The following is a 24,616-nucleotide window of genomic DNA, read 5'->3' on the forward strand; positions in this document are numbered from 1 at the left end:
GGCCCCCCGGGGATTCCATTGAAGACCGACCGGAGAGACTGACCATGAATCGCGACGACGTGACGGACCTGATCATCGAAGCCAAGGTAAGGCGCGGCATCTCGTGGGCCGACGTGGCCCGCAAGGTGGGCAAGAGCAAGGAATGGACGACCGCGGCCTGCCTGGGCCAGATGACGTTCGACGAGGCCGGCGCGCGCGCCGTGATGGAAATCTTCGACCTGCCGGCCGAAGCCGAACCGTGGCTGCGCACGGTGCCGTACAAGGGGTCGCTGCCGACGCAAGTGCCCACTGACCCGCTGATCTACCGCTTCTACGAGCTGGTCAGCGTCTATGGCACCACGTTCAAGGCGCTGATCCACGAGGAATTCGGCGACGGCATCATGAGCGCCATCGACTTCCGCATGGACCTGCAGCGCGAGGCCGATCCGAACGGCGACCGGGTGCGCATCGAGATGTCGGGCAAGTTCCTGCCCTACAAGACGTACTGAGGGTTGTGCTGAAACGACTGGAACGAAGCGGGGCAGCCGGCTGGCCGCCCCGGCCGGCGGGTTAGCCGAAGTATTCCTGGTAGAACCGCGTGCAGGTGCCCGCCTGGCGGAAGGTGTAAGGCAGTTCGGCCATGGCGGCGGCTTCGAGCGAGCCGAACGGGATGTCGAGATCGGCCTCGGTCTGGGTGGCCATGTCGTCGGTGCGGGAGGTGTGCTGCGGGTTCACGATAACTCTCACTCGGTCGGGGGCGGCCTGCCGGGCCGCCGCGTTGCTGGGGGTCGATTGCGCGACGGGTTTGTCGCCACGCAGTCATCGTACGAAACCCGGCGCCTTCGATCATCGGGTTTACGCTGAAAAGACTGTTTCAGTTTGGGGATCAATGACGGTACGCTATCGCACCGATAGCGGCGCGGGCGCAACAAAAGCGGGCTGTCGCACCCGGCCGCCCGGGGCCCGAAGAAATCCCGCCAGGCCATGCGGCGCGGGACTATAGTCACTGTGGAACCGCCCCCAGAAGCGGTTCTTCACTTCCCTGCCACCCCCGCAGGAGTCCGCCATGAGTCTGCCGCCTTGCTTTGCCGACCGCCGGGAGGCAGGCCAGTACCTGGGCCGCCGCCTGGCCGAACTCGGCTACGCGCGCCCCGCCAGTGGCGACGCGCCGCTGGTGCTTGCCCTGCCGCGCGGCGGCGTGCCCGTGGCGCACGAGGTGGCGCTGGCCCTGCATGGCACGCTCGACATCCTGCTGGTCCGCAAGATCGGCGCGCCCGGCTATCCGGAACTGGCGCTCGGCGCGGTCGTGGAGGGCGATGCCAGCGGCCACGGGCCGCACACCGTGATCAATGAAGACCCGTGGGCGCGGCGCGCGGTGGAATCGGGCGCGTTCGATGCCGAGCGCGGCCGGCAACTGGGCGAGATCTGCCGCCGCCAGCAGCGCTACCGCCAGGGCCGACCGGTGGTGGCCATGGCAGGCCGCTGCGTGATCGTGGTGGACGATGGCGTGGCCACCGGCGCCACCATGCGGGCCGCGCTGGATGCCGCGCGCGCGGCTGGCGCGGCCAGGATTGTGGCGGCCGTGCCCGTGGGATCGTCCGAGGGGCTCGACAAGCTGCGCGAGGTGGCCGACGAGGTCGTCTGCCTCAACACCCCCGCCAGCTTTGGCGCGGTGGGCGCGTTCTATCTGGATTTCTCGCAGACCAGCGACGACGAGGCCATGGCGCTGCTGCGCGCGGCCGCGTGCGCGTCGGTGCTGCCGCCCGTGGCCACCCGTCCGCGCGGAGAACCCGCCTTCAGGGCTGGCCCGCTGGCCCCCTGAAGCGCGCTTTCAGGTGCGGGATCAGCCCGCCGGCGTGCAGCAGCGCGCGCAGGAAGTCCGGCACCGGATCGCACGGCACGCACCTGCCATCGTCCAGATGTAGCTGCGCGCCATCGAGATCGAAGGTCGCCCGCGCGCCGTCGGGCAGCGTGGCCGCCTGCGGACAGACCAGCACCGGCAGGCCGATATTGATCGCGTTGCGGTAAAACAGGCCCGCGAACGACCCGGCCAGCACCGCCGACACGCCCAGGTGCTTGAGCGCCTGCGGCGCCTGCTCGCGCGATGAACCCATGCCGAAGTTGGTGCCCGCTACCACGATATCGCCCGGCCGGACGGTCGTCGGGAACTCCGGCCGCAGGTTTTCCAGGCAATGGCGGGCCAGCGTGTCGATGCCACCCTTCATATAGGGCGCGGGCGCCATCGCGTCGGTGTCGATGTCGTCGCCAAAGCGCCAGATGCGGCCGGCGGGCGGGTGTTCGAAGTCGGGGACGGGGGTCATGCCAGCATCGCGCGCGGGTCGGTGATCCGGCCCGTGACGGCGGTGGCCGCCACGGTATAGGGCGACGCCAGCCAGACCGCGCTGCCGGCATCGCCCATGCGGCCGGCGAAATTGCGCGCCGTGGACGCAATCGCGCGGCTGCCGGCCGGAAAGCGCGACGCGCCATAGCCGGCGCAGGCATTGCACGCGTTCGGCAGCAGTTCGGCGCCGGCATCGATCAGCACGCCGAGCGTGCCGTCCTGCGCGGCAACCTGCTGGTCGCGCACGGACGCCGGCGCCACGCGCAGCGACACGCCCGCGGCCACCTTGCGCCCGCGCAGCACGCGCGCCGCCATCCGCAGGTCTTCCAGCTTGGCGCCGGTACAGGCGCCGATGTAGGCGATGTCGATGGCCTGCCCCGCCGCCTGCGCCACGGGCGCGCTGTTGGCCGGCGAATGCGGCGCGGCCACGTGCGGGGCCAGCGGCGAGGCGTCGAAGCGGTGGGTGGCCAGCACCGGCGCATCGGCGTCGCTGCGCCACGGACGCGGGTCGATGGCCGCCAGCGTGGCCGCGTCCACCCCGGCCTGCGCCAGCCATGCCATGGTCGTCGCGTCGGGGGCGATCAGCCCGGTCTGCGCACCCAGCTCGGTGCACATGTTCGTCAGCGTCATGCGTTCCTGCATCGGCAGCGCGGCCACGGCCGGGCCGGTGAACTCGATGGCCTCGTACCGGCCGCCGCCCAGCCCCAGCGTGGCGCACAGGCACAGCATGATGTCCTTGGCGCAGACGCCGTCGGCCAGCGCGCCCTGCCAGTCGATGCGGATGGTCTGCGGCACGCGCAGCCAGATCTCGCCGGTGGCCAGCACGCCAGCCATCTCGGTGGCGCCCACGCCGAACATGTAGGCGCCGAACGCGCCGCCCGTGGGGCTGTGGCTGTCGCCGCCGACGATGAAGCGGCCCGGCAGCACAAAGCCGCGCTCGGGCAGCACGACGTGGCAGATGCCCTGCCCGTCGATGAAGTTCGGGATGCCGGCGTCGCGCACCCAATCGCGCGTGAAGCGCAGGATCGCTTCCGCATCGGGGTCGGCGGCCGGCAGGTAGTGGTCGGTCACCACCACGAAGCGCGCCGGGTCCCACACGCGGGCGCCCAGTTCGCGCAGCAGCGGCGCCACGCGGCGCGGCCCGCTGGAGTCGTGCGACATCGCCAGGTCGACCTTGCACATCACGATGCTGCCCGGCGTGACATGGTCCACGCCGGCCGCGCGCGCCACCAGTTTCTGGGCGAGCGTGGCGGGCAGCCGGACGGGATCGACGGCGTTGCCGCTGGACAGCGTCATTCCGGCTGGGCTCCGGAATACCGGACGACGGTGGCCCAGCGCTTGACGTCCTGTTTCACGAAGTTGGCGAACGCATCGGGCGCCATGCCGCTGGGCTGCGCGCCGTCGGTCTCCAGCCGCTTGCGCACGGCCGGCTGCTCCAGCCCCTGGCGCGCGGCCTGGTAGAGCGTCTGGGTGATCTCGGGCGGCAGGTTGGCCGGGCCGAACAGGCCGAACCACGCGCTCGACTCGAAGCCTTTCACCGTCGCGCCAATCGGCTGCGCACCGGGGAACTGCGGCAGCGGCGCCGGGCTGGTCACGCCCAGCACCTTGAGCTTGCCGGCCTTCACGTGCTGCGCCACGTTGAGCGTGCTGGCGAACATCAGGTCCACCTGGCCGGCCAGCAGGTCGGTAATGGCCGGCGTGGTGCCCTTGTACGGGATGTTGACGATGTAGGTGCCCGTCATCATCTTGAACATGTCGCCGGCCAGATGCACCGACGACCCCACCGAGCCGATGCCGAAGTTCAGCTTGCCGGGCTGGGCCTTCGCCAGCCGGATCAGTTCGGGGATGTTGTTGGCCGGCAGCCTGGGCGTGGCCACCAGCACGCTCGGCACGTTGGCCACCAGCGTAATCGGCGTGAAATCGGCGATCGGATCGAACGGCAGCTTCTTGTACAGCGTGGCGTTGATCGTATGGCTGGTGAAGCTCATCAGCAGCGTGGTGCCGTCGGCCGGGCTCTTGGCCACCATGTCGGCGGCGATGTTGCCGCCCGCGCCGGGCCGGTTCTCGACCACCACGGGCTGGTCAAGCGTCTGCGACATTTCCTGGGCGATGGTGCGCGCCAGCGTGTCGGTGGTGCCGCCGGCCGGGGCGCCTACCAGGATGCGGATCGGCTTGCCGCCGGCGATGGCCGCGTGCGCGGCCGGCATCGCCAGCATCGGCGCCAGGGCCAGCAGCGCTAGCACGCGGCGGCGGCGGGAATGGGCGGAGGGACGGGCAGGCTGGAACACGCCCGGGCGAACGACTGGCATGACGATGGCTCCTCGACGATGTGATCAGGAGTGCGCAGTATGGCGTGAAACGCGTCGCCCGGAAATGCCGCCTGCGTGGCAGGAAAACGTCGTGGCCGCGCGGGTCAGTCGCGCAGGCCGGTGCGGGTTTCGTTCTCGACCCAGACGTTGGCGCTGTCGCCGCCGCCCATCGGGGACAGCTCCATGCGGTATTCGTAGCGGTCGGGCCGGTACTGGCCCATCAGCAGCTGCACCGGGCGGCCGGCCTTGTCCAGCACCACGCGGCGCACCGCCAGCAGCGCGCCGCCCACGGGCACGTCGAGCAGCGGGGCCACCACCACGTCGGCCAGGCGGGCCGTCAGCACCTGCGAGGCGCGGCCCAGTTCCACGCCGGCTGCTTCCAGCAGGCGCAGCATCGGCTTGGTTTCCAGGTCGTGGCGGGCCAGCGGGCGGCCCAGGTCGGCGGGCAGGTAGGTGGTGATGTGCGACAGCGGCCGGCTGCGGTAGTGGCGCACGCGCACGATCTTGATGACGGGATCGCCTGTCTGGATCTTCAGCGCCTCGGCCACGTCGGGGGTGGCGTGCACCTCGTCGATCGAAATCACCTTGACCGACGTCTTCTCGCCCATGTCGATGATGGTGCCGAGCAGGCTCGTGGCGCGTTCCTCGCTGGCGGCGGGCTTCACCGGGTGCGGATTGACGAAGGTGCCCAGGCCGCGATGCCGGCGCACCAGGCCCTCCTGCACCAGGCGGTCGAACACGCGCCGCATGGTCACGCGCGATGCGTGGAACTGCTTGGCAAGGTCGATCTCGCCAGGCAGCGGGCCCTGACCGAAACGGCCTTCCACGATCTGCTGGCGGAGCACCACGTAAATCTGGTGATACAGGGGAACGACGGCTTCACTCATGGTTTTGCCTGGCGCATGCGCTAACAAGTCCTTGATGGGACTAATGTACGTTAAATCAGACATAGAGCCTAGCATGAAACACCCTAGTGGCGCCGACGCCGCGGTATTACGCGGCATTACCCGTTGCGCGCCGGGGCGGTGCACCGGTTCCGCAAGAAAGGCGGCCGCCGCGGATGGATTCACGCCGCGCGCCGGCGTGTCCGGCTCACCCGTATGGGTCGGTGCCCGGGCGGTCCGGCCGCGACCCGGCATGGTGCGCGCGGCCGGCACCGCCCGCGCGGCATACCGTCCACCCGGCCGGCGTTGTTTCATGGCCGTTACGGCGCGCCCGCGCGCGGGTTTGGGCGGGGGTACGTGCTAACTCCTTGAATGGAAGCCGATTTTCCGCAGGGGGTCGGCCGATGGCCGGCTGCCGGTCCCAACCTATGTCACAACGGTGTGACATGTCTACTGCCAAGCACAGGCCCGACGCCCTGCGGCAGGGCAAATGCACCAGGAAAGTTCTCCTCCGAAACGGCGCGGGCCCTTGTATTTCCAGAGCTTTTCGCCGAAAGGGGGCACGCTGGCACCGAATATGCGCAATGGGCGGCTGGTCTGGCAACCGTGCCGGACCTGAACCTCCAGCCGCTGTTCCCGAGAGCGCCGGCCGGAGGCTGAGCCGCTGCAACAAACTTCCTGGGAGCTTCGTATGAAAAAGACTTTACTCGCGTCGGCAATCGCGCTGGCCTTCGCTAGCACTGCCTGGGCGAATCCGACCAACAACAACCATGGTGAGGGTGACAACACCAATACCGCTACGGCGACTTCGACGCAAAGCGGGGCCGGCGCATCCGCCAACGAATACTCGAAGACGTACCAGGACAACAGCACCGATACCCGGACCGCCACGCTCAGCTCCACCCGCACTTCCACGCGGACCACCACCCAGACCAACACCCAGTCCCGCAACCGCACCACGCAGGAGCTGGGCGGCATGGGTAACGCGGCGGCGGCCAATGGCGGCACGGCCACGGCCAACTTCAGCAACGCGTTCAACTCCAGCCGCGCGCTGGCGGTGAGCCGGCTGAACGGCGCCGTGTCGGGCAACACCATCTCCAACATCGGCAACTACGCCACCAACAGCGGTAGCGCGGCAGGCGCCACCGGCGGCGCGGGCGGCGCGGGTACCGGCGGTACTGGCCAGGGCGGCAGCGGTGGCAACGGCGGCAACGGCGGCGCCAGCGGCAACGGCGGCTCGGGCGGCAATGGCGGCTCGGCCACCAACGGCAGCGCAACGTCGGGATCGGCCTACAACGACGGCGCATGGGCCGGCACTGGCGGACGCGGCGGCAATGCCAGCGGCGCCAGCGGTGATGGCGGCAATGGCCGCGGCGCGGGCGGCAGCGCCCTGACCGCGAGCCTGGGCGCTGGCGGACGCGGCGGCTCGGCCCTGGGTGCGGGCGGCAGCGCGGGCGCAGGCTCGCGCGGCGGCGCCGGTGGCGATGGCGGCTATGCGCGCGGCAGCGGCGGCTCCGGGCTGGGCGGCGGGCTGGGCGCTGGCCTGGGTGCCGGCGGCAGCAGCGGCTCGACCAACACGTCGAACGAGCGCGGCGCGGGTGCTGGCGGTACCGGCACTGCAACGGCAGGCGCAGGTGGCGCGGGCTCCGGCACCGGCACCGGTACCGGCATGGGTACCGGCGCGGCAGGCACCGGCACCGGCGGTGCGGGCGCGGCGGGTGGCACGGCTACGGCCACGGCATCTGGCGGCGCAGGCTCGGGCACGGGCGGCGCCGGCGGTGCGGCCACGTCGACGGCGGGTGCGGCCACGGCCGGCACCGGCACGGGCACCGGCGGTGCGGGCGGCGCGCAGAACAGCGTCGCGGGCGCTGGCGGCGGCGGCGGCTCGGCCACCAATGGCAGCTCGACCACCACGGCCTCGAACGGCAGCGCCACGGGCGCAGCCGGTGCGGTGGGCGCGGCATCGGGCCCCGGCGGTGCGGGTGGTGCCGGCGGCGTCGGCAATGGCGGCACGGGCGGTGCGGGCAATGGTGCGGTGGGTGGCGCTGGTGGTGCCGGCGGTACCAACTACGTCGATGCCGGCACGTTCAACATGTCCAACGCCATGACCAGCGTCGGTCAGTCGGCGGCGGGCATCATGATCGCCAACCAGAACAGCGGCATGGCATCGCTGGTGCAGCAAAGCGTCAATGTGCAGGCCAACATGAACGTTGGCAGGTAAGCGGCTGGCGCGCTCTGTTCCGTTCCGCACGGAGCGGGACCGGGCCGCCAGGGTTCAATCCGGCAGGGCGGGGCCGTGCGGCGCAGGTTTGCCGCGCGGGCCCGCATCGGCCGGCAGGCCTGCAGGTTCGCGGCGGTGGCGGCCCACGCCACTGCCCGGGGCGCACAAGGGGAGACGCACCATGCGATCGCTACGCCGAGCTGTCGTCACGCTGTCGACAGCCTTACTGGTCTGGCCATTTGCCCAGGCCAATGCAGGGCCGCCCGGCGCCGAGGCATCCGCCACGGCCAGCGTGGTCGCGGGCAGTGATTCCGGCGCAGCCACCGCGGTGGCGGGCGCAGCGGCCAGTGTCGCGGCGATGACGCCGGACCAGGGCCAGAAACCGAACATCTTCGGCACGGCGGCCAGGGCCGTGGCGACCCAGAAGCTGGACGACGTGCGCGGCGGCGCCGAGGTGGTGGTCAACGACATGCGCCTGCACGGCACGGTTGGCGACAACGCCGCCGTCAACACGTTCTCCGGCAGCAACATCGTGGCCGACGGCTCGTTCTCGAACGCCGCGGGGTTGCCGACGGTAATCCAGAACTCCGGCAACAACGTACTGATCCAGAACGCGACCATCCTCAACGTCCAGTTCAAATGATCATGCGCAGCCTGCTGGGGAGGGCCGTCCTGCTGGCGGCGGCGCTGGGCGGCATCGCCAGCGCCCACGCCGACACGATCCGCGTGCCCGGCGACCAGGGCAACTCGTACTACGTGCCGGTCACGAGCCTGCGCGAGGCGCGGTTCCGCACGACCATCCGGCAGCAATACGACTTCAGTTGCGGCTCGGCGGCCGTGGCCACGCTGCTGACGTACCAGTACAACTTTCCGACGACCGAGCAGACGGTGTTCGCGAACATGTACGTGAACGGCGACCAGGCCAAGATCCGCGCCGAGGGCTTCTCGCTGCTCGACATGAAGCGGTTCCTGGAGTCGCGCGGCTTCCAGGCCGACGGCTACGAGCTGCCGCTATCGAAGCTGGAGGAAGCGCAGATCCCGGCGATCGTGCTGATCGTGGAGAACGGCTACCACCATTTCGTCGTGGTGAAGGGCGTGAAGGGCAACCGTGTCCTGATTGGCGACCCGGCGCGGGGCACCCGCGCGCTGGAGCGTGACTACTTCGAACGGATCTGGGACAGCAGCCTGCTGTTCGTGATCCACAACCGGACCGACCAGGCCCGTTTCAACCAGGCGTCGGACTGGCGGGTAGCGCCGACCGGGCCATATTCCACAGGCGTGCCGCGAGACAGTCTGTTCTTCACCGTCATGCCCAAGCATGGCATCTCTGATTTCTGAGCTGAGGAACATCATGGCCCGAACCACCGATTCACCCCCGCCAAGACGCAGCGCCGGCCATGCCACGGCCGCCGTGCTCTTTGGCGCGGGGCTGGCCTGCGCGGGACACGCCCAGGCCAATACCGAGAGCCTGGCCAGCGATCCACCGGAGCCGGCCAGCCATGCCGACGTGGCGGTGGCGATGGCCGTCGACATGACGGCGCTGCCGGCCGCCGTGGAACTGCCCGCGGAGCGGCCGGCCGAGGTGGCCACCCAGGCAGAGGCCGCCGTACCGACCGTGCCGGGCGTCATGACGGCGCCCGCGCATGCGGTGCTGGGCGCGCTGCCCAAGGCCCAGCCGGCGCCGGCGCCGGCGCGCGTGTTGCCCGTGGACAAGGCCAGCGTGGCGAAGCACCACCCGGCGCAGGAACCGTTGGCGGCCGCCATGACGCTGGCCACGCGCGAGCCCGTCAAGCCGGTGTCCGATGCCCGCAAGCAGATGGCCGGCTGGAAGCCGGTGGCGGAGGCGCGGCTGGAGGAATCGCGCGGCGGCTTTGACGCCGGCGGCCTGCAGGTGGGCTTCGGCATCGACCGCGCCGTGTTCGTGAACGGCGCGCTGGCGGTATCCACCAGCATCACGATTCCCGATATCAGCGCGATCACGGCCGCGCAGGCGACGCAGCTGGCGCAGGCGCTGGGCCACGTCACGGTGGCGGTGAATGCCGCCAACAGTGCGGCCAACGCCGCGGTGGCGTCGGCGCAGGCCGCCGCGGCGGCGGCCCAAGGCGCGGCGGGACAGGCCGGGCAGGCCGCCACCACGGCCGCCAACGGCGCTTCGGCGGCGGCACAGGGCGCGGCGGGCACGGCCAGCAGCACGGCCAGCGCTGCGGCGGCCGGGGCCTCGGCAATTGCCGCCGGTGCATCGGGCGCGGCGCAGCAGGCCGTGGCCAGCGCCGGCACCATCGTCACCAACGGCCTGCTGACCGTGATTCAGAACGGCGCGGGCAACTCGGCAAACATGGGTGCGGTATCGAACATGCCGGGCACCGTGATCCAGAATAACCTCAACAACCAGAACATCCAGAGCCTGATGACCCTCAACGCAAGCGTGAACACCCTGGCGGCGTTCCGCTCACAGATGGCAAACACCGCGTTGAACAGCGTCATGCAAAGGTCCGCGGCACTGAGGTAAATCGCGGAAGTCGTGAACGAACAGGTGCGGGCCCTGCGGTTTGCCCGCCGTCCCCGGGGGAGGAAGACGTCATGAAGAAGCGTTCGCTGCAGGGCATCGGCTATGCCGGATGCTCGATGCTGCTGTTGGGCGGCATGGCACAGGCGCAGACATCGCCGGATGCAGGCCCGCCAGCGGCCTCGCGGCTGGAAGCGCTGCAGAAGGAACTGGCCGTCCAGGCCCGCCAGCTAGAGGAAATGCGGCGCGCGCTGGCCGAACAGCAGGCCACCATCCGCGAACTGCGCAACACGGTGAACAGCGACACGCTGTCGCACAAGCGCGGCGGGCAGGGCGCGGGCGTGACCGGCGGCAACATGGCCACCAATGCCGCCGCCGCGGGCGCGGCCGCCAGCGCCACCCAGATCAACAACACCGCGCAGCAGGGCGTGCAGGCCCAGCAGGCCCCCGCGGCCGCGCCGCCGGACGCCCCGCCGCAGGCGCAGGCCGCGCAGCCGGGCGAGTCCGCCGCGGGCGTGGAGGAACCGGTGGGCCGGCCGCCTGAGCGCGAGACCCGGCCGCCCGAGATCGCGCCGATCTTCGACCAGCCCGGCGTGCTGACGCCGGCCAACAAGCTCGTGGTGGAGCCCAGCTTCCAGTACGGCTACTCGTCCAGCGACCGCGTGGCGCTGGTGGGCTACACGGTCATTCCGGCCATCCTGATCGGGCTGGTGGACGTGCGGCAGGTCAAGACGTCCACCTACATCGGCGCGATGGCGTTCCGCTACGGCATCACCAAGCGGCTGGAAATCGAAGCCAAGATCCCGTACGTGCATTCCAGCAGCGATACGGTGAGCCGCGAGGTCTTCACCGGTACCGCGTTCGACAACGTGTTCAGCTCCAGCGGCAGCGGGCTGGGCGACGTGGAGGCGACGCTGCGCTACCAGCTCAACTACGGCAACGAGAAGATGCCGTTCTTCATCGGCTGGCTGCGCTACAAGTCGAACACGGGGCGCGACCCGTTCGAGGTGGTGACCGACTGCGTCACCCGCTGCGTGAGCAACACCACGGGCACCGGCCTGCCGCTGGGCATGCCCACGGGCACGGGCTTCCAGGCCATCCAGCCGGGCGTGACGTGGCTGCTGCCGACCGATCCGGCCGTGTTCTTCGGCACGTTCAGCTACCTGCACAACTTTGCGCGCGACAACATCAGCCGCACCGTGCTGAACGGCGAGAAGGAGTTCCTGGGCAAGATCTCGCCCGGCGACATCTTCCAGTTCAACTTCGGCATGGGCCTGTCGCTGAACGAGCATGCGTCGTTCAGTATCGGCTACGACCAGAGCATCATCTGGCCGACCAAGCAGAACGGGCAGACCATCCCGGGCTCGGTGCGGATCACGCAGGGCACGCTGCTGGTGGGCTACTCGTACCGCTTCAACAACCGCTACACGCTGAACCTGTCGGTGGGCGCCGGGCTCACGCGCGACACGCCCGACCTGACCGTCACCGTGCGCCTGCCGATCACATTCTGAGCCGATGATGCGGCGCAACGTGACGTTGGAAATCCATGCGGTGCGGCGCGCCGCGCAGTCGGCCGTTCGGTGCCTTGCGCTGGGCCGGCGGAGAGAGTAGAACGGACGAAACCGTCCCTGACGGATGACCCATGTTCCGGGGCGGCCTGACAGAGGAGGCAAGTCATGCGCAAACGGATCTTCTGGTTGTTGCCGGACCTGGCGAGCGCCCGCCGCACCATGGACGACCTGCTGCTGGCCCGCATCGAGAACCGCCACATCCACTTCGTGGGACGCGACGGCGCCGACATGACGGGCCTGCACGAAGCCAACCTGTTCCAGACCTCGGACATCGTCCACGCGGCCGAAATGGGCCTGATGGTGGGCGGTGGCGTGGGCATCGTGGCAGGCGTGGTGGTGGCGATGTTCCCGATCGTCAGCGATACCCCGCAGTGGGGCCTGGTCGGCGTGCTGGCGGTGCTGGGCGCGGTGTTCGGCGCGTGGGCATCGAGCATGATCGGCAGCTCGGCCCCGAACAGCCGGTTGCGCGTGTTCGAGAAGGATATCGAGTCGGGCAAGCTGCTGCTGATGGTGGACGTGCCGCGCGGCCGCGTGGAGGAAATCGAGACGCTGCTGCAGAACGCCCATCCGGAAGCCCGCTTTGCCGGCCTGGACCCCGCCGTCCCTGCCTTTCCCTGAGTTGCCCGTGCCGTGGGCCCCGGTGGCCCGCGTCCTGGCCTGATCCACGCGCCCTGACCGGCGCGCCTCGGCGCATGTCCCGTCATGCGCCACGCTGCGGCCACACCCGAAACGTCAACCGGACCAGTCCGTTCGCGGTGTGCTGCCGCAGCAACAGTTCCCGCCCGTCGATTGTTCCCCGATTTGAACAATTACCCCTGTTAAGGTACTTTTCGTGAGCCGCCGCGCGGCGCATCGGCCGATGCGCCAGCGCCTGCGCGCGGGCAGCTCAAGAACACTATTAAAGCCAGCGCTACTGGAGGGGTCACAATGAGGAACGCACGATACGTCGCGTGCGGCATGCTTGCCGCCGCGCTCGGGTTTGTCACGCCCATGGCGGCACACGCCGAACCGGGCATCACCAAGTCCACCATCCGGATCGGCCAGTCGGCCGGTGTCAGCGGCCCGGTCGCGGGCTCCGTCAAGGAGCAGATCGCCGGGGCGCAGGTCTACCTGAACCACATCAACGCCAACGGCGGCGTGGCGGGGCGGCGCATCGAGCTGCTGACCTACGACGACGGCTTCGACGCCAAGCGCACGCCCGACAACGTCCGCAAGCTGATCGGCGAGGACAAGGTGTTCGCGCTGTTCATGGTGCGTGGCACGCCGCAGAACGAAAGCATCCTGCCGATCATCGGCGCCGAGAAGGTACCGCTGATCGCCCCGCTGACCGGCGCCATCACGCTGCACCGGCCCGTCAACCGCTACGTGTTCAACGTGCGCGCCAAGTACCAGGACGAGGTGGCCCGCGCGATCAACCACCTGGCCACGTCGGGCATGAGCCGCATCGCCATCTTCTACGCCAACGACGGCTTCGGCCAGGACGTGTTCGAAGGCTTCAACACGGCGCTCCAGGCGCGCGGCGTGCAGCCGGCCGGCGCGGCGTCGTTCAACCGGCCGATGGGCGACATCGCACAGGGCGTGGCCACCCTGAACAAGGCCAACCCGCAGGCGGTGATGGTGATCGGGTCGGGCTCGGAGGCGGCGCGGATCATCCGCGAGATGAAAAAGGGCGGCAGCCAGGCGCAGTTCGTCACGCTGTCGAACAACGCGGCCGATTCGTTCATCAAGGACCTGGGCGAGGACGGCAAGGGGCTGATCATCACGCAGGTGGTGCCGGGGATGAATTCGAGCCAGATGAGCATCGCCAGCGAGTACCGCGGGCTGGCCAAGGCCCAGAACCAGGAGCCCAGCAACGCGGGCATGGAAGGCTTCATGTCGGCCAAGGTGCTGGTGGAAGGGCTGCGCCGCGCCGGGCCCGAGCCCACGCGCGAGAAGCTGGTGACCGCGCTGGAAGGGCTGCGCGATTACGACCTGGGCGGCATCCTGATCAGCTACAGCCCGGCCCGCCATACCGGGTCGTCGTTCGTCGAGATGTCGATCGTCTCGTCAACCGGCAAGCTGATCCGCTGAGGCCCCGCCGCGCCCGGCGGGCTGCGGTATAGTGGCCGCCATGGCGACGACCCCCGCAGTCCATCCTTTCTCTCTGGCCCGCCGCGTGGCCCTGGTCACCGGCGGCGGGCAGGGCCTTGGCCTGGCGATGGCCGAGGCGCTGGCCGATGCCGGCGCCCACGTGATCGTCTGCGCGCGCAGCCCCGCACGGCTGGACCACGCCATCGACCACCTGCAGGCGCGCGGCGCCAGCGCGGAAGCCCTGGCGCTCGACATCACCGACGAAGCCGCCGTTGCGCAGGCGTTTGCCAATCTCGACGCGCGGCACGGCCGGCTCGACATCCTGGTCAACAACGCCGGCGCCCGCCAGCGCAGCGGCATGGCCGACCTGGACGCCCAGGACCTGCGCGCGATGCTGGAGACCAATCTGGTGGCCCCGTACGCGCTGTGCCGCCATGCGTCGCGCAGGATGCAGCAGGGCGGCTACGGACGCATTGTCAACGTGACGTCGATCGCGGGACAGGTGGCGCGTGCCAACGACGTGCTGTATCCCGCCACCAAGGGCGGCCTGGACGCGCTGACGCGGGCCATGGCCGCCGACCTGGGCCGCCACGGCATCACGGTCAACGCCGTGGCGCCGGGCTACTTTGCCACCGAGCCGAACCAGGCCATGGTCGACGATGAAACCGTGGCCGAATGGCTGCGCAACCGCACGTCGCTGGGCCGCTGGGGCCAGCCGGCCGAAGTGGCGGGCGCCGTGGTGTTCCTGGCGTCGCCGGCGGCGTCGTACGTGACCGGGCAGGTGCTGGCCGTCGACGGCGGCTATCTGGGCCACTTCTGAGCGATACGCTCACCGGCGCGCGCCGCGCCCGTAGTGCGCGCGCAGGCAATCGATCATCGCGGCGGACGCCGCCGAATCGCCGCGGTCCTTGAGCCGCACCAGGCAGATCTCGCGTACCAGCGCCGGCATCTGCATTGGCCGCACGGCCAGCCCCTCGCGGCGGAACTGGAACAGCGCCAGCGCCGGCACCACCGACACGCCCAGCCCGGCCTCCACCAGCGCGGCCACCGTCGCCAGGTGTTCCACCTCCATCACCCCATTGAGCTTCAGCGGATGCATGGCCGCATCCAGGTGCTGGCGCACGCTGCTGGTACGCGATAGCTGGATGAACGGCAGGCCGGCCAGCGCCTGCGGGGCGATGCGCCGCCTGGCGGCCAGCGGGTGATCGGCCGGGCAGACCAGGTGGAAGGTGTCGTGGACCAGCGATTCCACGCGCAGGTCGGCGTCCTGGGCCGGGGCCGGCGCCAGCGCAAAGTCGGCCTGGCCGCGCCGGACCATGTCGATGCAGCCGTCGGCCAGCTGGTCGTACAGCGCCAGCGAGATGCCGGGGTAGCGGCGATGGAAATCGGCCATCAGCGGCGGCAGGTCGCCACCGGCCAGCGACGGCAGCGCCGCGATGGCCACGCGGCCCTTGCGGCGCTCGGCGTGGTCGCGCAGGTCCTCGAACGCGGTTTCGAAGTCGGCCAGCAGGCGGGTGGCGACTTCCTCGAAGCGGCGGCCGTCGGCGCTCAGGTCCACGTGACGCGTGGTGCGCTCGAACAGCCGGCTGCCGGCCTGGTCCTCCAGCGTCTGGATCAGCGTGCTGAAGGCCGACTGCGACAGGTGGCACGCCTGCGCCGCCCGGGTGAAGTTGCGATGCGTGGCCAGCGCCACGAAGGCGCGCAGGTGCTTGACCGAGAGGTTCGACAGCATGGCGGGGCGGGGGCGGCGGATTGATCTGGGAAGTCGATAGATTAATCCAAATAATCCGTTTTGGCGGGGCAGAAGCCGGCCCTAGAATGGGATCGCCGTTCACTCCTGCCAGACGCTGCCACGCCCATGACTGCTCCCCTGCTGATCGGGTCCGGCGCCGGATTCTCCGGCGACCGCACCGATGCCGCCTTGCCCGTGGTGCGCACGCTGATCGCCGCCGGCGGCCCGGCCGCGCTGATCTTCGAGACGCTGGCCGAACGCACGCTGGCGCTGGCGCAACTGGCGCGCCGCAACAACCCCGAACATGGCTACGAGCCGCTGCTGGACCACCTGATGACGCCGGTCCTGGGCCTGTGCCTGGGCCACGGCATCCCGATCATCGGCAACTTCGGCGCCGCCAATCCGCGGGCCGCCGCGCGGCGCATCGTCGCGCTGGCTGCCGAGCTGGGGCTGCCACGGCCGCGCGTGGCGGTGGTGGAGGGCGACGACCTGTCGCACGACGCCGGGCGCGAGCTGCTGCGCGGCATCGTCGGCGACGCGTTTCCGGACGCGCGCTTTGTCTGCGCCAATGCGTACATCGGCGCGCAGGGGATTGCCGATGCGCTGCGCGAGGGCGCCCAGGTGGTGGTCTGCGGCCGCGTGGCTGACCCGGCGCTGGCAGTGGGGCCGGCGATGGCGCACTTCGGCTGGGCCTGGGACGACTGGAACCGGCTGGCCGCCGGCACCATGGCCGGGCACCTGCTGGAATGCGGCGCGCAGGTCAGCGGCGGCTACTTTGCCGATCCCGGCATGAAGGACGTGCCCGACGTGCACGCGGTGGGCTTCCCGATCGCCCGGCTAGACGCCGACGGCGGCATCGAGATCTTCAAGGCGGCCGATACCGGCGGCTGCGTCGACCTGCGCACCGTCAAGGAACAACTGCTCTACGAAGTGCACGACCCCTGCGCCTACCTGACGCCCGACGTGGTGGCCGACATCGGCGCGGTCAGCGTCGAGCAGGTGGGCCCCGACCGCGTGGCCGTGCGCAACATCCGCGGCCATGCCCGCCCGGCGCAACTGAAGGCCAACCTGTTCCACCACGGCGGCTGGTTTGCCGAGGGCGAGATTTCCTATGCCGGCCCCAACGCCGCCGCGCGCGCCCGGCTGGCCGCCGACATCGTGCGCCGGCGCATGCAGATGCTGGGCTTCGACGTGGCGATCCGCTTCGACCTGATCGGCGTGCTGAGCGTGTTTGGCGACGATGCCGGGACGATGCTGGCGCAGCCGCAGGCCGGCGAGGCCGGCGCGCGCGACGTGCGCCTGCGGGCCGCGCTGGCCCACGAGGACCAGGCCGTCGCCCAGGCGCTGCTGCGCGAGGTCAACGCGCTCTATACCTGCGGCCCGGCCGGCGGCGGGGGCGTGCGCACGGCCATGCGCGCGCGGCTGAACGCCACGTCCTGCCTGGTGCCGCGCGATGCGGTGACCGTCCGCCATGCCTTTGTCGACGCCTGACCCCGGAGCCGCCATGAACACGACCCACACCGTGCCGCTCTACCAGCTTGCCCACGGCCGCACCGGCGACAAGGGCGACCGCTCGAACATCAGCGTGATTGCCTACGATGCGCGCGACTTCGACCACCTCGTGGCCCACGTTACCGAAGACGCCGTGCGCGCGCTGTTTGCCGCGCGCCGGCCCACGGCTGTCAGGCGCTACGTGGTGCCGTCCATCCAGGCCATGAACTTCGTGATCGACGGCGTGCTGGACGGCGGCGTCAACGACGCGCTGAACCTGGACACCCACGGCAAGGCACTCGCGTTCCTGCTGCTGGGCCTGCCGATCCCCCTGCCGCCGCGGCTCGCCGGCGGCACTGCATGATTGCCGAGCCGTCCCAATGTCAAAACGATTCGAGGAGACACAGATGTACGGAATTCGCAGGCCGCTGGCCGTTGCCGCCCTTGCCACGTTCGCGTGCCTGGCCCTGCCCGCGGGCAGCGCCTGGGCCGAGTTCCCGGACAAGCCGATCCGCTTTGTCGTGCCGTTCGCGGCCGGCAGCGCCACGGACCAGCTTGCCCGGGCCATCGGGCAGGCCGTCACGGTCGACAGCAAGGCCACTGTCGTGGTCGACAACAAGCCCGGCGCCAATGGCTTCATCGCCGCCACCGACGTCGCCAAGGCCGCGCCGGACGGCTACACGGTGCTGATCACCACCAACACCACGCACGCCGCCAACGAGCACCTGTTCAAGAAGCTGCCGTACGACCCGGTGAAGGACTACGCGCCGCTGTCCGCGCTGGGCCGGGGTGGGCAGATCATGGTGGTCAATCCGCAGGTGCCGGCCAAGACCGTCGGGGAATTCATCGCGCTGGCGAAGAAGGAACCGGGCAAGCTCAGCTTCGGCAGCGGCAGTTCGTCGTCGCGCATCGCCGGCGAGCTGTTCCAGCAGATGGCCCACGTGCAGCTTCTGCACGTGCCGTACAAGAGCAATCCGCTGGCGATCACCGACCTGCTGGGCAACCAGATCCAGATGATGATCACCGACACGGCCACCGGCCTGCCGCAGGTGAAGACCGGCAAGCTGCGCGCGCTGGGCGTGTCCGGCAAGGCGCGCTCGCCGCTGGCGCCCGACGTGCCGACCATCGACGAGGCCGGCGTCAAGGGCTACGAGATGAGCTACTGGTTCGCGGCCTACGCCCCGGCCGGCACGCCGCCCGCCGTGGTGACGAAGCTGAACCAGATGCTGGTGAAGGCGGCCAGGAGCGAGACGGCGTCGAACTTCTACAAGACCACGGGTACCGACATCTTCACCAGCACGCCGGCCGAGCTGGCCAAGTTCCAGTCGCAGGAATCGGACAAGTGGGGCCGTATCATCAAGGCGGCCAATATCCAGCCCGAATAAGGCCCGCAGAAACGGGTACGCCCCGGCAGGTGCCGGGGCGTTGCTGTTATGGCGGGGCTAGCCGGACGTGCGGCGTCCGCGTCACATGGCCGCGCGCCGGTCCGGGACGCCGGGCATGACATTCCCGTGACAGGCCAGCGGCTCGCTGGCGCGTGTTTTCGCCTAGAGTGATCGGAGGAAGCAAGCGGGAGACAGGCCATGGCACACGGATTTCGCGGGATGTCGCACGGGCGGCGCAGGGTGCTGATCGCGGGCGGCTGGAGCATGCTGCTGACGGTGCCGGCCGGCCATGCCATGGCGCAGGGCACGCGCGAGCCGGCGCGGTTGAAGATCGGCGTGGTCGGATCGGGCCGGCTGGGCGGCGCCGTGGGCAGCCTGTTCGTCAAGGCCGGCCATCCGGTCTTGTTCGCGTCGCGCCATCCCGAGGAACTGAAGTCGCTGGCCGATCCGCTGGGCCCGCTGGCCCGCACCGGCACGGTGGCCCAGGCGCTGGCCTTTGCCGACGTGATCCTGCTGGCCGTGCCCTACAGCGCGGTGCCCGAGGTGGGGCAGCAGCACCGCTGGCAGGGCAAGATCGTGCTCGACGCCACCAACGCCATCGCGGCGCGCGACGGCGCCATCGTCGACGAGGTCAAGGCCAACGGCATCGGCGCGACGACGGCCAAGTACCTGAAGGGTGCGCGCATCGTCCGCGCGTTCAATTTCACGGGCGCGGCGGAATTCACGCGGGAAAGCCACCGCAGCGGGCCGCCGATGGCGGTGCCGCTGGCGGCCGACGATGCCGAGGCGCTGGCCGTGGCATCGGCGCTGGTGCGGGAGGTGGGATTCGAACCGGTGGTGGTGGGCGGGTTGTCGTCGGCGGACCGGTTCGCGCCGGGCGGCAAGCTGTTCCGCCAGATGGGTACGGCCGAGGAATTCCGGCGCGCGATGGCGCAGTAGGCGGCCTAGCGGCGGCGCCACTCCATCGCCACCATCGAGGGCGTAAAGCCAAGCTGGCCGAAGAAGGCCGCCTCCGAGGACCGCGCCGCACGCAGGACCCACGTGATGTCGGGATCGTTGCCCATCACGTGGCGCAGCAGCGCGCGGCCGATGCCGCGCCGCCGGTGCTGGGGCGCGACCGCGACCATCGAGATATAGCCGTTGGAGATGTCGTCGCACAGGGCGCGTGCGAAGCCGATGACTTCGCCGTGCTCCACGGCCACCGCCACGCGCTGCGAGTTGGCGATGAGCTGGGCAAAGCGCTCGGGATTGCCGACCCGTTGTTCCCAGCCGTTGGCAGCCAGCAGCAGCCGGGCTGCCTCGATCTCGGCGGGCAACGGATTACGGATTTCCATCGACAATTCCTCCTGCGTGATTCCGGAGCGCATGCGAGCAGCCCCTCCGGAAGTGGGGGACGCAGAGCGGCTGCGCCGCGATTCGCGCGATGTATCGCGCTGATTTGTCGCGTATTTCGGCGCAGAGTGTAGCGAAGCGGATGCGGCGGCGTCAAACAACTTTGGCCGCGGAGTGCGAGCGTCCGCACGCAGCAACGCCCCCGCCAGCGCGCGCCGGCGGCGGGGCCCGATGGCCTGTCGCGGCGCCAAGGCTGGCGGTATGATGGCTGCCATGGACGCCCCGATCTTCTCTTCCGCACACCCGGCCGACCAGTTGGCCGAATTCAGCGATGCCGATGACGCGCTGGCGCGCATCCGCGAGATCTACGACAGCTCCGTGGCGGCGGTGCGCGCGCGCTTCGACGCGTTCGCCCAGGGCAAGCCCCTGCCGTCGGCCGCGCACGCGTGCTATCCGTACCTCGGCATCTCCGTCAACCTGGAGACGATGGTCACCGACAGCCGCCCGTCGTGGGGCACGGTGGCCTACCCCGGCGTCTACGGCACCACGGTGACCCGGCCGGACCTGCTGTGCGACTACTACCGCGACCAGATCGAGCGCCTGATGCGCTATCACCGCGTGCCGGTGGTCGTGGGGCTGTCGCGCCGGCCGATCCCGCTGCCGTTCGTGATCGAGGCGTCGACCACCGACATCAGCTACACGCAGGCCCGCGAGCTGGAAGCGTCGTTCGTGCTGCCCGAACTGAGCCGGATCGACGACTCCATCGCCAACGGCACCTTCGAGCCCACGCCGGGCGAGGCGTGGCCGCTGTCGCTGTTCTCTGCCGAACGGGTGGACCTGGCGCTGCAGCGGCTCTACCACTACACGGGCACGGCGCCGCAGCATTTCCAGCGCTTCGTGCTGTTCACGAACTACCAGCGTTACGTCGACGAATTTGTGGCGCTGGGGCGCAGCCTGATGTCGACCGATGGCGGCGACGGCTACGTGCGGTTCGTCGAACCGGGCGACGTGGTGCAGGACCTTGGCGGCGTGGAGCCCGAGGACGCCACGCGGCCGCGCGCGCTGCCGCAGATGCCGGCCTACCACCTGGTGCGCGAGGACGGGCTGGGCGTGACGCTCGTGAACATCGGCGTGGGCCCGTCGAACGCCAAGACCATGACCGACCACCTGGCCGTGCTGCGGCCGCATTGCTGGCTGATGGTGGGCCACTGCGGCGGCCTGCGCCGGTCCCAGCAACTTGGTGACTACGTGCTGGCGCACGCCTACGTGCGCGACGACCACGTGCTGGACCACGATCTGCCGCCGTGGGTGCCGGTGCCGCCGATCGCCGAGATCCAGGTGGCGCTGCAGGAGGCCGTGGCGCGCGTCACGGGGCTGTCCGGCACCGAGATGAAGACCCGCATGCGCACCGGCACGGTGGTCTCCACCGACGACCGCAACTGGGAACTGAAATCGAAGTCGCTCTACGCGCGCTTCAACCAGTCGCGGGCCATCGCCATCGACATGGAAAGCGCGGCCGTGGCGGCCAACGGCTTCCGGCTGCGGGTGCCGTACGGCACGCTGCTGTGCGTGTCCGACAAGCCGCTGCACGGCGAACTGAAGCTGCGCGGCATGGCCAACGCGTTCTATCGCCAGCGCGTCAGCCAGCACATGACGATCGGGCTCGAAGCAATCCGCATCCTGCGCGAGAACGGCGTCGAGCAGCTTCATTCCCGCAAGCTGCGCAGCTTCGACGAGCCGGCCTTCCGCTGACCCACTGGCGCCACGGTCCTCGTGGCGTCCCCCCGTCCACCTTCCCCGTCCCCGCCCGCGCGCCCGTAAAAAAGCGCGCGGGATTGCCGCGCGCAGTGAGACGGAAAGGTCGCCGGTTGGGCGGCCCTTCCTCGAGGAGACAAGTGGAAAGTGTCTGGGCGCTGCCGCGCCCAGGCCTCAGAAGCGGTAGCCGACGCCCGCGCTGAACAGCCACGGATCGAGGTTGACCGTGGAGACCTTCACGCCGTTCGAGTACACGTTGCTGGAGATCCAGACCTTCTTGGCGTCGACGTTCAGGAACCAGTTCTTGTTGATCTTGTAGTCCATGCCGATCTGCACCGCCGGACCCACGCTCCAGCGGTCCAGGCCCAGCGTGCCGCCGGCCAGGTCCACGCCGTAGACGCGCGTGGCGTTCACGCCCAGGCCCACGTACGGGCGGAAGGTGCCGTTCGGCAGGAAGTGGTACTGCAGCAGCAGGCTGGGCGGCAGGTGCTTGAAGGAGCCGATCCGGCTGCCGTCCAGGCTGACGTCCTGCTTCTGCGGGTAGGTCAGCACCAGCTCGGCGGCGATGTGCGGCACGATGAAGTACGTGATGTCGACTTCGGGAATCCATTTGTTGTTGACGTGGATCCGGTCCGACGCGCCGACACCGCCCACGGGGTCGGACTTGTTGGCCATGTCCAGGTACGTCCCGCGCAGGCGGACCATCCAGTTGCCCTGGGCGTCGTCGGCGGCGATGGCCGGCGCGGCAAGGGTGCCGATCGTGGCGGCGGCAAGCGCCATGCAGAGCGAGGAGACGAGGGATTTGCGGCGGGGAGTGTTGGCAGTTGTCATGGTGGTCAAGCACGGGACATCGAAAAAAGTGCGACCAGTGTGTCGTGCGAAAAGGCGCTCAACCTTGACGCAAAACAAGTGAACAACAGCCGACAGGAACTCCCTGCTCGCGCGTCGCGTATGCGCGACAGATCATTGCCGGCGCTTGCCAGCGGCCGCCGAAGCTTCTATGGACATGCGGATTTATTCGTGGCGCGCGTGGCGCGGCGCCCGTACGCTGTGCGCTCGTGGTCGTGCACCGCGCATGTCGTGGGCGTCCGCCAGGACGTCTTTTAGGGTGTGCCCCGTGGGGGCAGGGCACACCAGCTTTTCACGCGGGCAGCGCCAGCGTTGCCCGCTCAGGCGGCCCGGGCCTGCTCGCCGCCGCGGGCCTGCAGATGGCGGTTCACGCCCGACACCATGGCTTTCAGCGATGCGGTCACGATGCTGGCGTCCACGCCGGCGCCAAAGCCCGTGGGCGAATCCCCGACCCGCACCTCGACGTAGCAGGCCGCATTGGCATCGGCGCCCGTGGTCATGGCGTGCTCGTGGTAGTCCATCACGCGCACGGCAATGCCCAGGCCGCGCGAGAACGCGTCGACCGCCGCGTCGATCGGCCCGTTGCCCTTGCCGCGTACCCGCGCCGGCTGGCCGTCGCGTACCAGTTCCATCTCGATCTCGACGGCGTTGTCGGCCGTGGACACCATGCGGTGCGAGACAAATCGCACCGGCGCGTCGACGTCCAGATACTCGCGGCGGAACAGCGCGTAGAGGTCTTCCGCGCTGGCTTCCAGGCCGGTCTCGTCGGTCATCGCCTGCACGGCGCGGCTGAACTCGATCTGCAGCCGGCGCGGCATGTAGATGCCGTGCACCTGCTCCAGCAGGTACGCCATGCCGCCCTTGCCGGACTGGCTGTTCACGCGGATCACGGCGTCGTAGCTGCGGCCCACGTCGGCCGGGTCGATCGGCAGGTAGGGCACTTCCCAGATCGCGTCAGGCTTCTGCTGCGCAAAGCCCTTGCGGATGGCGTCCTGGTGCGAGCCGGAGAACGCCGTGAACACCAGGTCGCCGACGTATGGATGGCGCGGATGCACGGGCAACTGGTTGCAGTGCTCCACGCACTGGCGCACCGCGTCGATATCGGAGAAATCGAGCTCCGGGTCCACGCCCTGCGTGTAGAGGTTCAGCGCCAGCGTGACCAGGTCGACGTTGCCGGTGCGCTCGCCGTTGCCGAACAGGCAGCCTTCCACGCGGTCGGCGCCGGCCATCACGGCCAGTTCGGCCGCCGCCACGGCGGTGCCGCGGTCGTTATGCGGATGCACGGACAGCACGAAGTGCTCGCGCCGCGCCAGGCGGCGGTGCATCCATTCGATCTGGTCCGCGAAGACGTTCGGCGTGCTGCATTCCACCGTGGTGGGCAGGTTCAGGATCATCGGCCGGGCGGCGTCGGGCTGCCAGACGGCCGACACGGCGTCGGACACTTCCAGGGAGAAATCGAGCTCGGCCAGGCTGAAGGTCTCGGGCGAATACTCGTACGACCATGCGGTTTCCGGCATGGCGTCGGTCAGCGCGCGAATCAGGCGCGTGCCCGACACGGCCACTTCCTTGATCTCCTCGCGCGAGGCATTGAAGACGATGCGCCGCCACGCCGGCGCGATGGGGTTGTACAGGTGGACCGTGGCGCGCCGGGCGCCGCGCACCGATTCCACGGTCCGGCGGATCAGGTCTTCGCGGGCCTGGGTCAGCACGACGATCGTCACGTCGTCCGGAATGCGGTTTTCCTCGATCAGCATGCGGACGAAATCGAAATCGGTCTGCGACGCCGACGGAAAGGCGACCTCGATCTCCTTGAGGCCCACCGCCACCAGTTGCTCGAAGAAGCGCAGCTTGCGGGCGCTGTTCATCGGCTCGATCAGGGCCTGGTTGCCGTCGCGCAGGTCGGTGCTCATCCAGCGCGGCGCGCGCGTGATCTGGCGCGACGGCCAGGTGCGGTCGGGGATGTCGACAACGGTGGCGGGACGGTACTTGGCGGACGGGTTGCGCAACATGGGCATGGGAATCTCCTTCCTCGCGGGAAAGTGGCAACGCAAGGCGCCGCGCGCACGCGCACGCTTCACGTCGACGAAAAATAGGGAAAAGAGTGGCGAAAGGCTGCCGAACTGCCACGCGGCACTAGGCCCGGCAACCGATCGGTAGGCTTAGCAGTAGCGAGGAAGCGCGCAGGGCGCGG

At 69.8% G+C, this 24,616-nt stretch carries 24 protein-coding genes; 15 read left to right on the forward strand and 9 right to left on the reverse strand.

Features of this window, described 5'->3' with window-relative positions; genetic code table 11:
• Positions 1–44: 44 nt before the first annotated feature.
• A complete protein-coding gene (gene cynS, locus EPAKOI_RS16880) occupies positions 45–488 on the forward strand; it encodes a cyanase (protein ID WP_124685824.1) in 444 nt (147 codons plus the stop codon).
• A 61-nt stretch (positions 489–549) separates the two neighbouring features.
• Here the strand turns inward: cynS and EPAKOI_RS16885 are convergent, their stop codons facing one another.
• The gene (locus tag EPAKOI_RS16885; RefSeq protein ID WP_172966155.1) at positions 550–714 is read right to left on the reverse strand and encodes a hypothetical protein; all 165 of its coding nucleotides are present in this window, start codon (positions 712–714) and stop codon (positions 550–552) included.
• A 331-nt stretch (positions 715–1,045) separates the two neighbouring features.
• On the opposite strand from EPAKOI_RS16885, the gene EPAKOI_RS16890 reads away from it, so the two are divergent.
• Positions 1,046–1,801 carry a phosphoribosyltransferase gene (locus EPAKOI_RS16890; RefSeq protein ID WP_124685825.1) on the forward strand — a complete coding sequence of 252 codons (756 nt, stop codon included), beginning with the start codon at positions 1,046–1,048 and terminating at the stop codon, positions 1,799–1,801.
• On the opposite strand, the gene EPAKOI_RS16895 is transcribed toward EPAKOI_RS16890, so the two are convergent.
• The 4 genes from EPAKOI_RS16895 to EPAKOI_RS16910 form a co-directional block, all read right to left on the reverse strand.
• A complete protein-coding gene (locus EPAKOI_RS16895) occupies positions 1,776–2,300 on the reverse strand; it encodes a 3-isopropylmalate dehydratase (protein ID WP_423194061.1) in 525 nt (174 codons plus the stop codon). The two genes, EPAKOI_RS16890 and EPAKOI_RS16895, sit on opposite strands and share 26 nt — an antisense overlap.
• Positions 2,297–3,616, reverse strand: coding sequence for a 3-isopropylmalate dehydratase large subunit (locus EPAKOI_RS16900; RefSeq protein ID WP_423194062.1), 1,320 nt, complete (start codon positions 3,614–3,616; stop codon positions 2,297–2,299). The genes EPAKOI_RS16895 and EPAKOI_RS16900 overlap by 4 nt, the downstream gene beginning before the upstream one ends.
• Positions 3,613–4,629: a tripartite tricarboxylate transporter substrate binding protein gene (locus tag EPAKOI_RS16905; RefSeq protein ID WP_124685828.1), complete on the reverse strand. Its 1,017-nt coding sequence runs from the start codon at positions 4,627–4,629 to the stop codon at positions 3,613–3,615. The genes EPAKOI_RS16900 and EPAKOI_RS16905 overlap by 4 nt, the downstream gene beginning before the upstream one ends.
• Before the next feature lie 104 nt (positions 4,630–4,733).
• On the reverse strand, positions 4,734–5,516 hold the full coding sequence (locus tag EPAKOI_RS16910; RefSeq protein ID WP_124685829.1) for a GntR family transcriptional regulator: 783 nt from the start codon (positions 5,514–5,516) through the stop codon (positions 4,734–4,736).
• 688 nt (positions 5,517–6,204) lie between these two features.
• Between EPAKOI_RS16910 and EPAKOI_RS16915 the strand changes: the two genes are divergently transcribed.
• From EPAKOI_RS16915 to EPAKOI_RS16950, 8 genes are all read left to right on the forward strand, one after another.
• Positions 6,205–7,734, forward strand: a complete 1,530-nt coding sequence (locus tag EPAKOI_RS16915) for a hypothetical protein (protein WP_216644008.1) — start codon at positions 6,205–6,207, stop codon at positions 7,732–7,734.
• Between the two features lie 181 nt (positions 7,735–7,915).
• On the forward strand, positions 7,916–8,377 hold the full coding sequence (locus EPAKOI_RS16920; protein ID WP_124685832.1) for a hypothetical protein: 462 nt from the start codon (positions 7,916–7,918) through the stop codon (positions 8,375–8,377).
• Positions 8,374–9,072 (forward strand): C39 family peptidase, encoded by a 699-nt coding sequence (locus tag EPAKOI_RS16925; RefSeq protein WP_124685833.1) that lies wholly within the window; start codon positions 8,374–8,376, stop codon positions 9,070–9,072. The genes EPAKOI_RS16920 and EPAKOI_RS16925 overlap by 4 nt, the downstream gene beginning before the upstream one ends.
• Before the next feature lie 13 nt (positions 9,073–9,085).
• Positions 9,086–10,243 carry a hypothetical protein gene (locus EPAKOI_RS16930; protein WP_423194063.1) on the forward strand — a complete coding sequence of 386 codons (1,158 nt, stop codon included), beginning with the start codon at positions 9,086–9,088 and terminating at the stop codon, positions 10,241–10,243.
• Positions 10,244–10,314: 71 nt separating this feature from the next.
• A complete protein-coding gene (locus EPAKOI_RS16935) occupies positions 10,315–11,751 on the forward strand; it encodes an acetate kinase (protein WP_423194064.1) in 1,437 nt (478 codons plus the stop codon).
• Positions 11,752–11,916: 165 nt separating this feature from the next.
• Positions 11,917–12,429, forward strand: a complete 513-nt coding sequence (locus EPAKOI_RS16940; protein WP_124685836.1) for a DUF1269 domain-containing protein — start codon at positions 11,917–11,919, stop codon at positions 12,427–12,429.
• A 309-nt stretch (positions 12,430–12,738) separates the two neighbouring features.
• Positions 12,739–13,881: an ABC transporter substrate-binding protein gene (locus EPAKOI_RS16945; RefSeq protein WP_124685837.1), complete on the forward strand. Its 1,143-nt coding sequence runs from the start codon at positions 12,739–12,741 to the stop codon at positions 13,879–13,881.
• A gap of 40 nt (positions 13,882–13,921) precedes the next feature.
• Entirely contained in the window at positions 13,922–14,701 is a 780-nt protein-coding gene (locus tag EPAKOI_RS16950) for an SDR family oxidoreductase (protein ID WP_423194065.1), read from the forward strand.
• Between the two features lie 9 nt (positions 14,702–14,710).
• Here the strand turns inward: EPAKOI_RS16950 and EPAKOI_RS16955 are convergent, their stop codons facing one another.
• Entirely contained in the window at positions 14,711–15,613 is a 903-nt protein-coding gene (locus EPAKOI_RS16955) for a LysR family transcriptional regulator (RefSeq protein ID WP_313839310.1), read from the reverse strand.
• A 126-nt stretch (positions 15,614–15,739) separates the two neighbouring features.
• On the opposite strand from EPAKOI_RS16955, the gene EPAKOI_RS16960 reads away from it, so the two are divergent.
• The 4 genes from EPAKOI_RS16960 to EPAKOI_RS16975 all read left to right on the forward strand — a co-directional run bounded on the left by EPAKOI_RS16960 (position 15,740) and on the right by EPAKOI_RS16975 (position 19,428).
• The gene (locus tag EPAKOI_RS16960) at positions 15,740–17,104 is read left to right on the forward strand and encodes an acyclic terpene utilization AtuA family protein (protein ID WP_423194066.1); all 1,365 of its coding nucleotides are present in this window, start codon (positions 15,740–15,742) and stop codon (positions 17,102–17,104) included.
• A 13-nt stretch (positions 17,105–17,117) separates the two neighbouring features.
• The gene (locus tag EPAKOI_RS16965) at positions 17,118–17,468 is read left to right on the forward strand and encodes an AtuA-related protein (protein WP_124685841.1); all 351 of its coding nucleotides are present in this window, start codon (positions 17,118–17,120) and stop codon (positions 17,466–17,468) included.
• A gap of 43 nt (positions 17,469–17,511) precedes the next feature.
• Positions 17,512–18,489: a Bug family tripartite tricarboxylate transporter substrate binding protein gene (locus EPAKOI_RS16970; RefSeq protein ID WP_124685842.1), complete on the forward strand. Its 978-nt coding sequence runs from the start codon at positions 17,512–17,514 to the stop codon at positions 18,487–18,489.
• A gap of 198 nt (positions 18,490–18,687) precedes the next feature.
• A complete protein-coding gene (locus EPAKOI_RS16975; RefSeq protein ID WP_423194067.1) occupies positions 18,688–19,428 on the forward strand; it encodes an NADPH-dependent F420 reductase in 741 nt (246 codons plus the stop codon).
• Positions 19,429–19,433: 5 nt separating this feature from the next.
• Here the strand turns inward: EPAKOI_RS16975 and EPAKOI_RS16980 are convergent, their stop codons facing one another.
• Complete coding sequence (locus tag EPAKOI_RS16980; RefSeq protein WP_124685844.1) at positions 19,434–19,823, reverse strand: GNAT family N-acetyltransferase; 390 nt, start codon at positions 19,821–19,823, stop codon at positions 19,434–19,436.
• Positions 19,824–20,082: 259 nt separating this feature from the next.
• Between EPAKOI_RS16980 and EPAKOI_RS16985 the strand changes: the two genes are divergently transcribed.
• A complete protein-coding gene (locus tag EPAKOI_RS16985; RefSeq protein ID WP_124685845.1) occupies positions 20,083–21,573 on the forward strand; it encodes an AMP nucleosidase in 1,491 nt (496 codons plus the stop codon).
• A gap of 177 nt (positions 21,574–21,750) precedes the next feature.
• On the opposite strand, the gene EPAKOI_RS16990 is transcribed toward EPAKOI_RS16985, so the two are convergent.
• Positions 21,751–22,356, reverse strand: coding sequence for an OmpW/AlkL family protein (locus EPAKOI_RS16990; RefSeq protein WP_124686725.1), 606 nt, complete (start codon positions 22,354–22,356; stop codon positions 21,751–21,753).
• 389 nt (positions 22,357–22,745) lie between these two features.
• Positions 22,746–24,434 carry a 2-isopropylmalate synthase gene (leuA, locus tag EPAKOI_RS16995; RefSeq protein ID WP_423194575.1) on the reverse strand — a complete coding sequence of 563 codons (1,689 nt, stop codon included), beginning with the start codon at positions 24,432–24,434 and terminating at the stop codon, positions 22,746–22,748.
• Positions 24,435–24,616 lie beyond the last annotated feature (182 nt).

This window comes from Cupriavidus sp. H18C2, from assembly GCF_049393795.1.
GTDB lineage: Bacteria > Pseudomonadota > Gammaproteobacteria > Burkholderiales > Burkholderiaceae > Cupriavidus > Cupriavidus pauculus_C.

What these genes read in the sequence shown, in the direction of transcription:
- cynS (WP_124685824.1), top strand. Translation starts at nt 45, where the DNA reads ATGAATCGCGACGACGTGACGGACCTGATCATCGAAGCCAAGGTAAGG.
- EPAKOI_RS16890 (WP_124685825.1), top strand. Translation starts at nt 1,046, where the DNA reads ATGAGTCTGCCGCCTTGCTTTGCCGACCGCCGGGAGGCAGGCCAGTAC.
- EPAKOI_RS16895 (WP_423194061.1), bottom strand. Translation starts at nt 2,300, where the DNA reads ATGACCCCCGTCCCCGACTTCGAACACCCGCCCGCCGGCCGCATCTGG.
- EPAKOI_RS16900 (WP_423194062.1), bottom strand. Translation starts at nt 3,616, where the DNA reads ATGACGCTGTCCAGCGGCAACGCCGTCGATCCCGTCCGGCTGCCCGCC.
- EPAKOI_RS16905 (WP_124685828.1), bottom strand. Translation starts at nt 4,629, where the DNA reads ATGCCAGTCGTTCGCCCGGGCGTGTTCCAGCCTGCCCGTCCCTCCGCC.
- EPAKOI_RS16910 (WP_124685829.1), bottom strand. Translation starts at nt 5,516, where the DNA reads ATGAGTGAAGCCGTCGTTCCCCTGTATCACCAGATTTACGTGGTGCTC.
- EPAKOI_RS16915 (WP_216644008.1), top strand. Translation starts at nt 6,205, where the DNA reads ATGAAAAAGACTTTACTCGCGTCGGCAATCGCGCTGGCCTTCGCTAGC.
- EPAKOI_RS16920 (WP_124685832.1), top strand. Translation starts at nt 7,916, where the DNA reads ATGCGATCGCTACGCCGAGCTGTCGTCACGCTGTCGACAGCCTTACTG.
- EPAKOI_RS16925 (WP_124685833.1), top strand. Translation starts at nt 8,374, where the DNA reads ATGATCATGCGCAGCCTGCTGGGGAGGGCCGTCCTGCTGGCGGCGGCG.
- EPAKOI_RS16930 (WP_423194063.1), top strand. Translation starts at nt 9,086, where the DNA reads ATGGCCCGAACCACCGATTCACCCCCGCCAAGACGCAGCGCCGGCCAT.
- EPAKOI_RS16935 (WP_423194064.1), top strand. Translation starts at nt 10,315, where the DNA reads ATGAAGAAGCGTTCGCTGCAGGGCATCGGCTATGCCGGATGCTCGATG.
- EPAKOI_RS16940 (WP_124685836.1), top strand. Translation starts at nt 11,917, where the DNA reads ATGCGCAAACGGATCTTCTGGTTGTTGCCGGACCTGGCGAGCGCCCGC.
- EPAKOI_RS16945 (WP_124685837.1), top strand. Translation starts at nt 12,739, where the DNA reads ATGAGGAACGCACGATACGTCGCGTGCGGCATGCTTGCCGCCGCGCTC.
- EPAKOI_RS16950 (WP_423194065.1), top strand. Translation starts at nt 13,922, where the DNA reads ATGGCGACGACCCCCGCAGTCCATCCTTTCTCTCTGGCCCGCCGCGTG.
- EPAKOI_RS16955 (WP_313839310.1), bottom strand. Translation starts at nt 15,613, where the DNA reads ATGCTGTCGAACCTCTCGGTCAAGCACCTGCGCGCCTTCGTGGCGCTG.
- EPAKOI_RS16960 (WP_423194066.1), top strand. Translation starts at nt 15,740, where the DNA reads ATGACTGCTCCCCTGCTGATCGGGTCCGGCGCCGGATTCTCCGGCGAC.
- EPAKOI_RS16965 (WP_124685841.1), top strand. Translation starts at nt 17,118, where the DNA reads ATGAACACGACCCACACCGTGCCGCTCTACCAGCTTGCCCACGGCCGC.
- EPAKOI_RS16970 (WP_124685842.1), top strand. Translation starts at nt 17,512, where the DNA reads ATGTACGGAATTCGCAGGCCGCTGGCCGTTGCCGCCCTTGCCACGTTC.
- EPAKOI_RS16975 (WP_423194067.1), top strand. Translation starts at nt 18,688, where the DNA reads ATGGCACACGGATTTCGCGGGATGTCGCACGGGCGGCGCAGGGTGCTG.
- EPAKOI_RS16980 (WP_124685844.1), bottom strand. Translation starts at nt 19,823, where the DNA reads ATGGAAATCCGTAATCCGTTGCCCGCCGAGATCGAGGCAGCCCGGCTG.
- EPAKOI_RS16985 (WP_124685845.1), top strand. Translation starts at nt 20,083, where the DNA reads ATGATGGCTGCCATGGACGCCCCGATCTTCTCTTCCGCACACCCGGCC.
- EPAKOI_RS16990 (WP_124686725.1), bottom strand. Translation starts at nt 22,356, where the DNA reads ATGGCGCTTGCCGCCGCCACGATCGGCACCCTTGCCGCGCCGGCCATC.
- leuA (WP_423194575.1), bottom strand. Translation starts at nt 24,434, where the DNA reads ATGTTGCGCAACCCGTCCGCCAAGTACCGTCCCGCCACCGTTGTCGAC.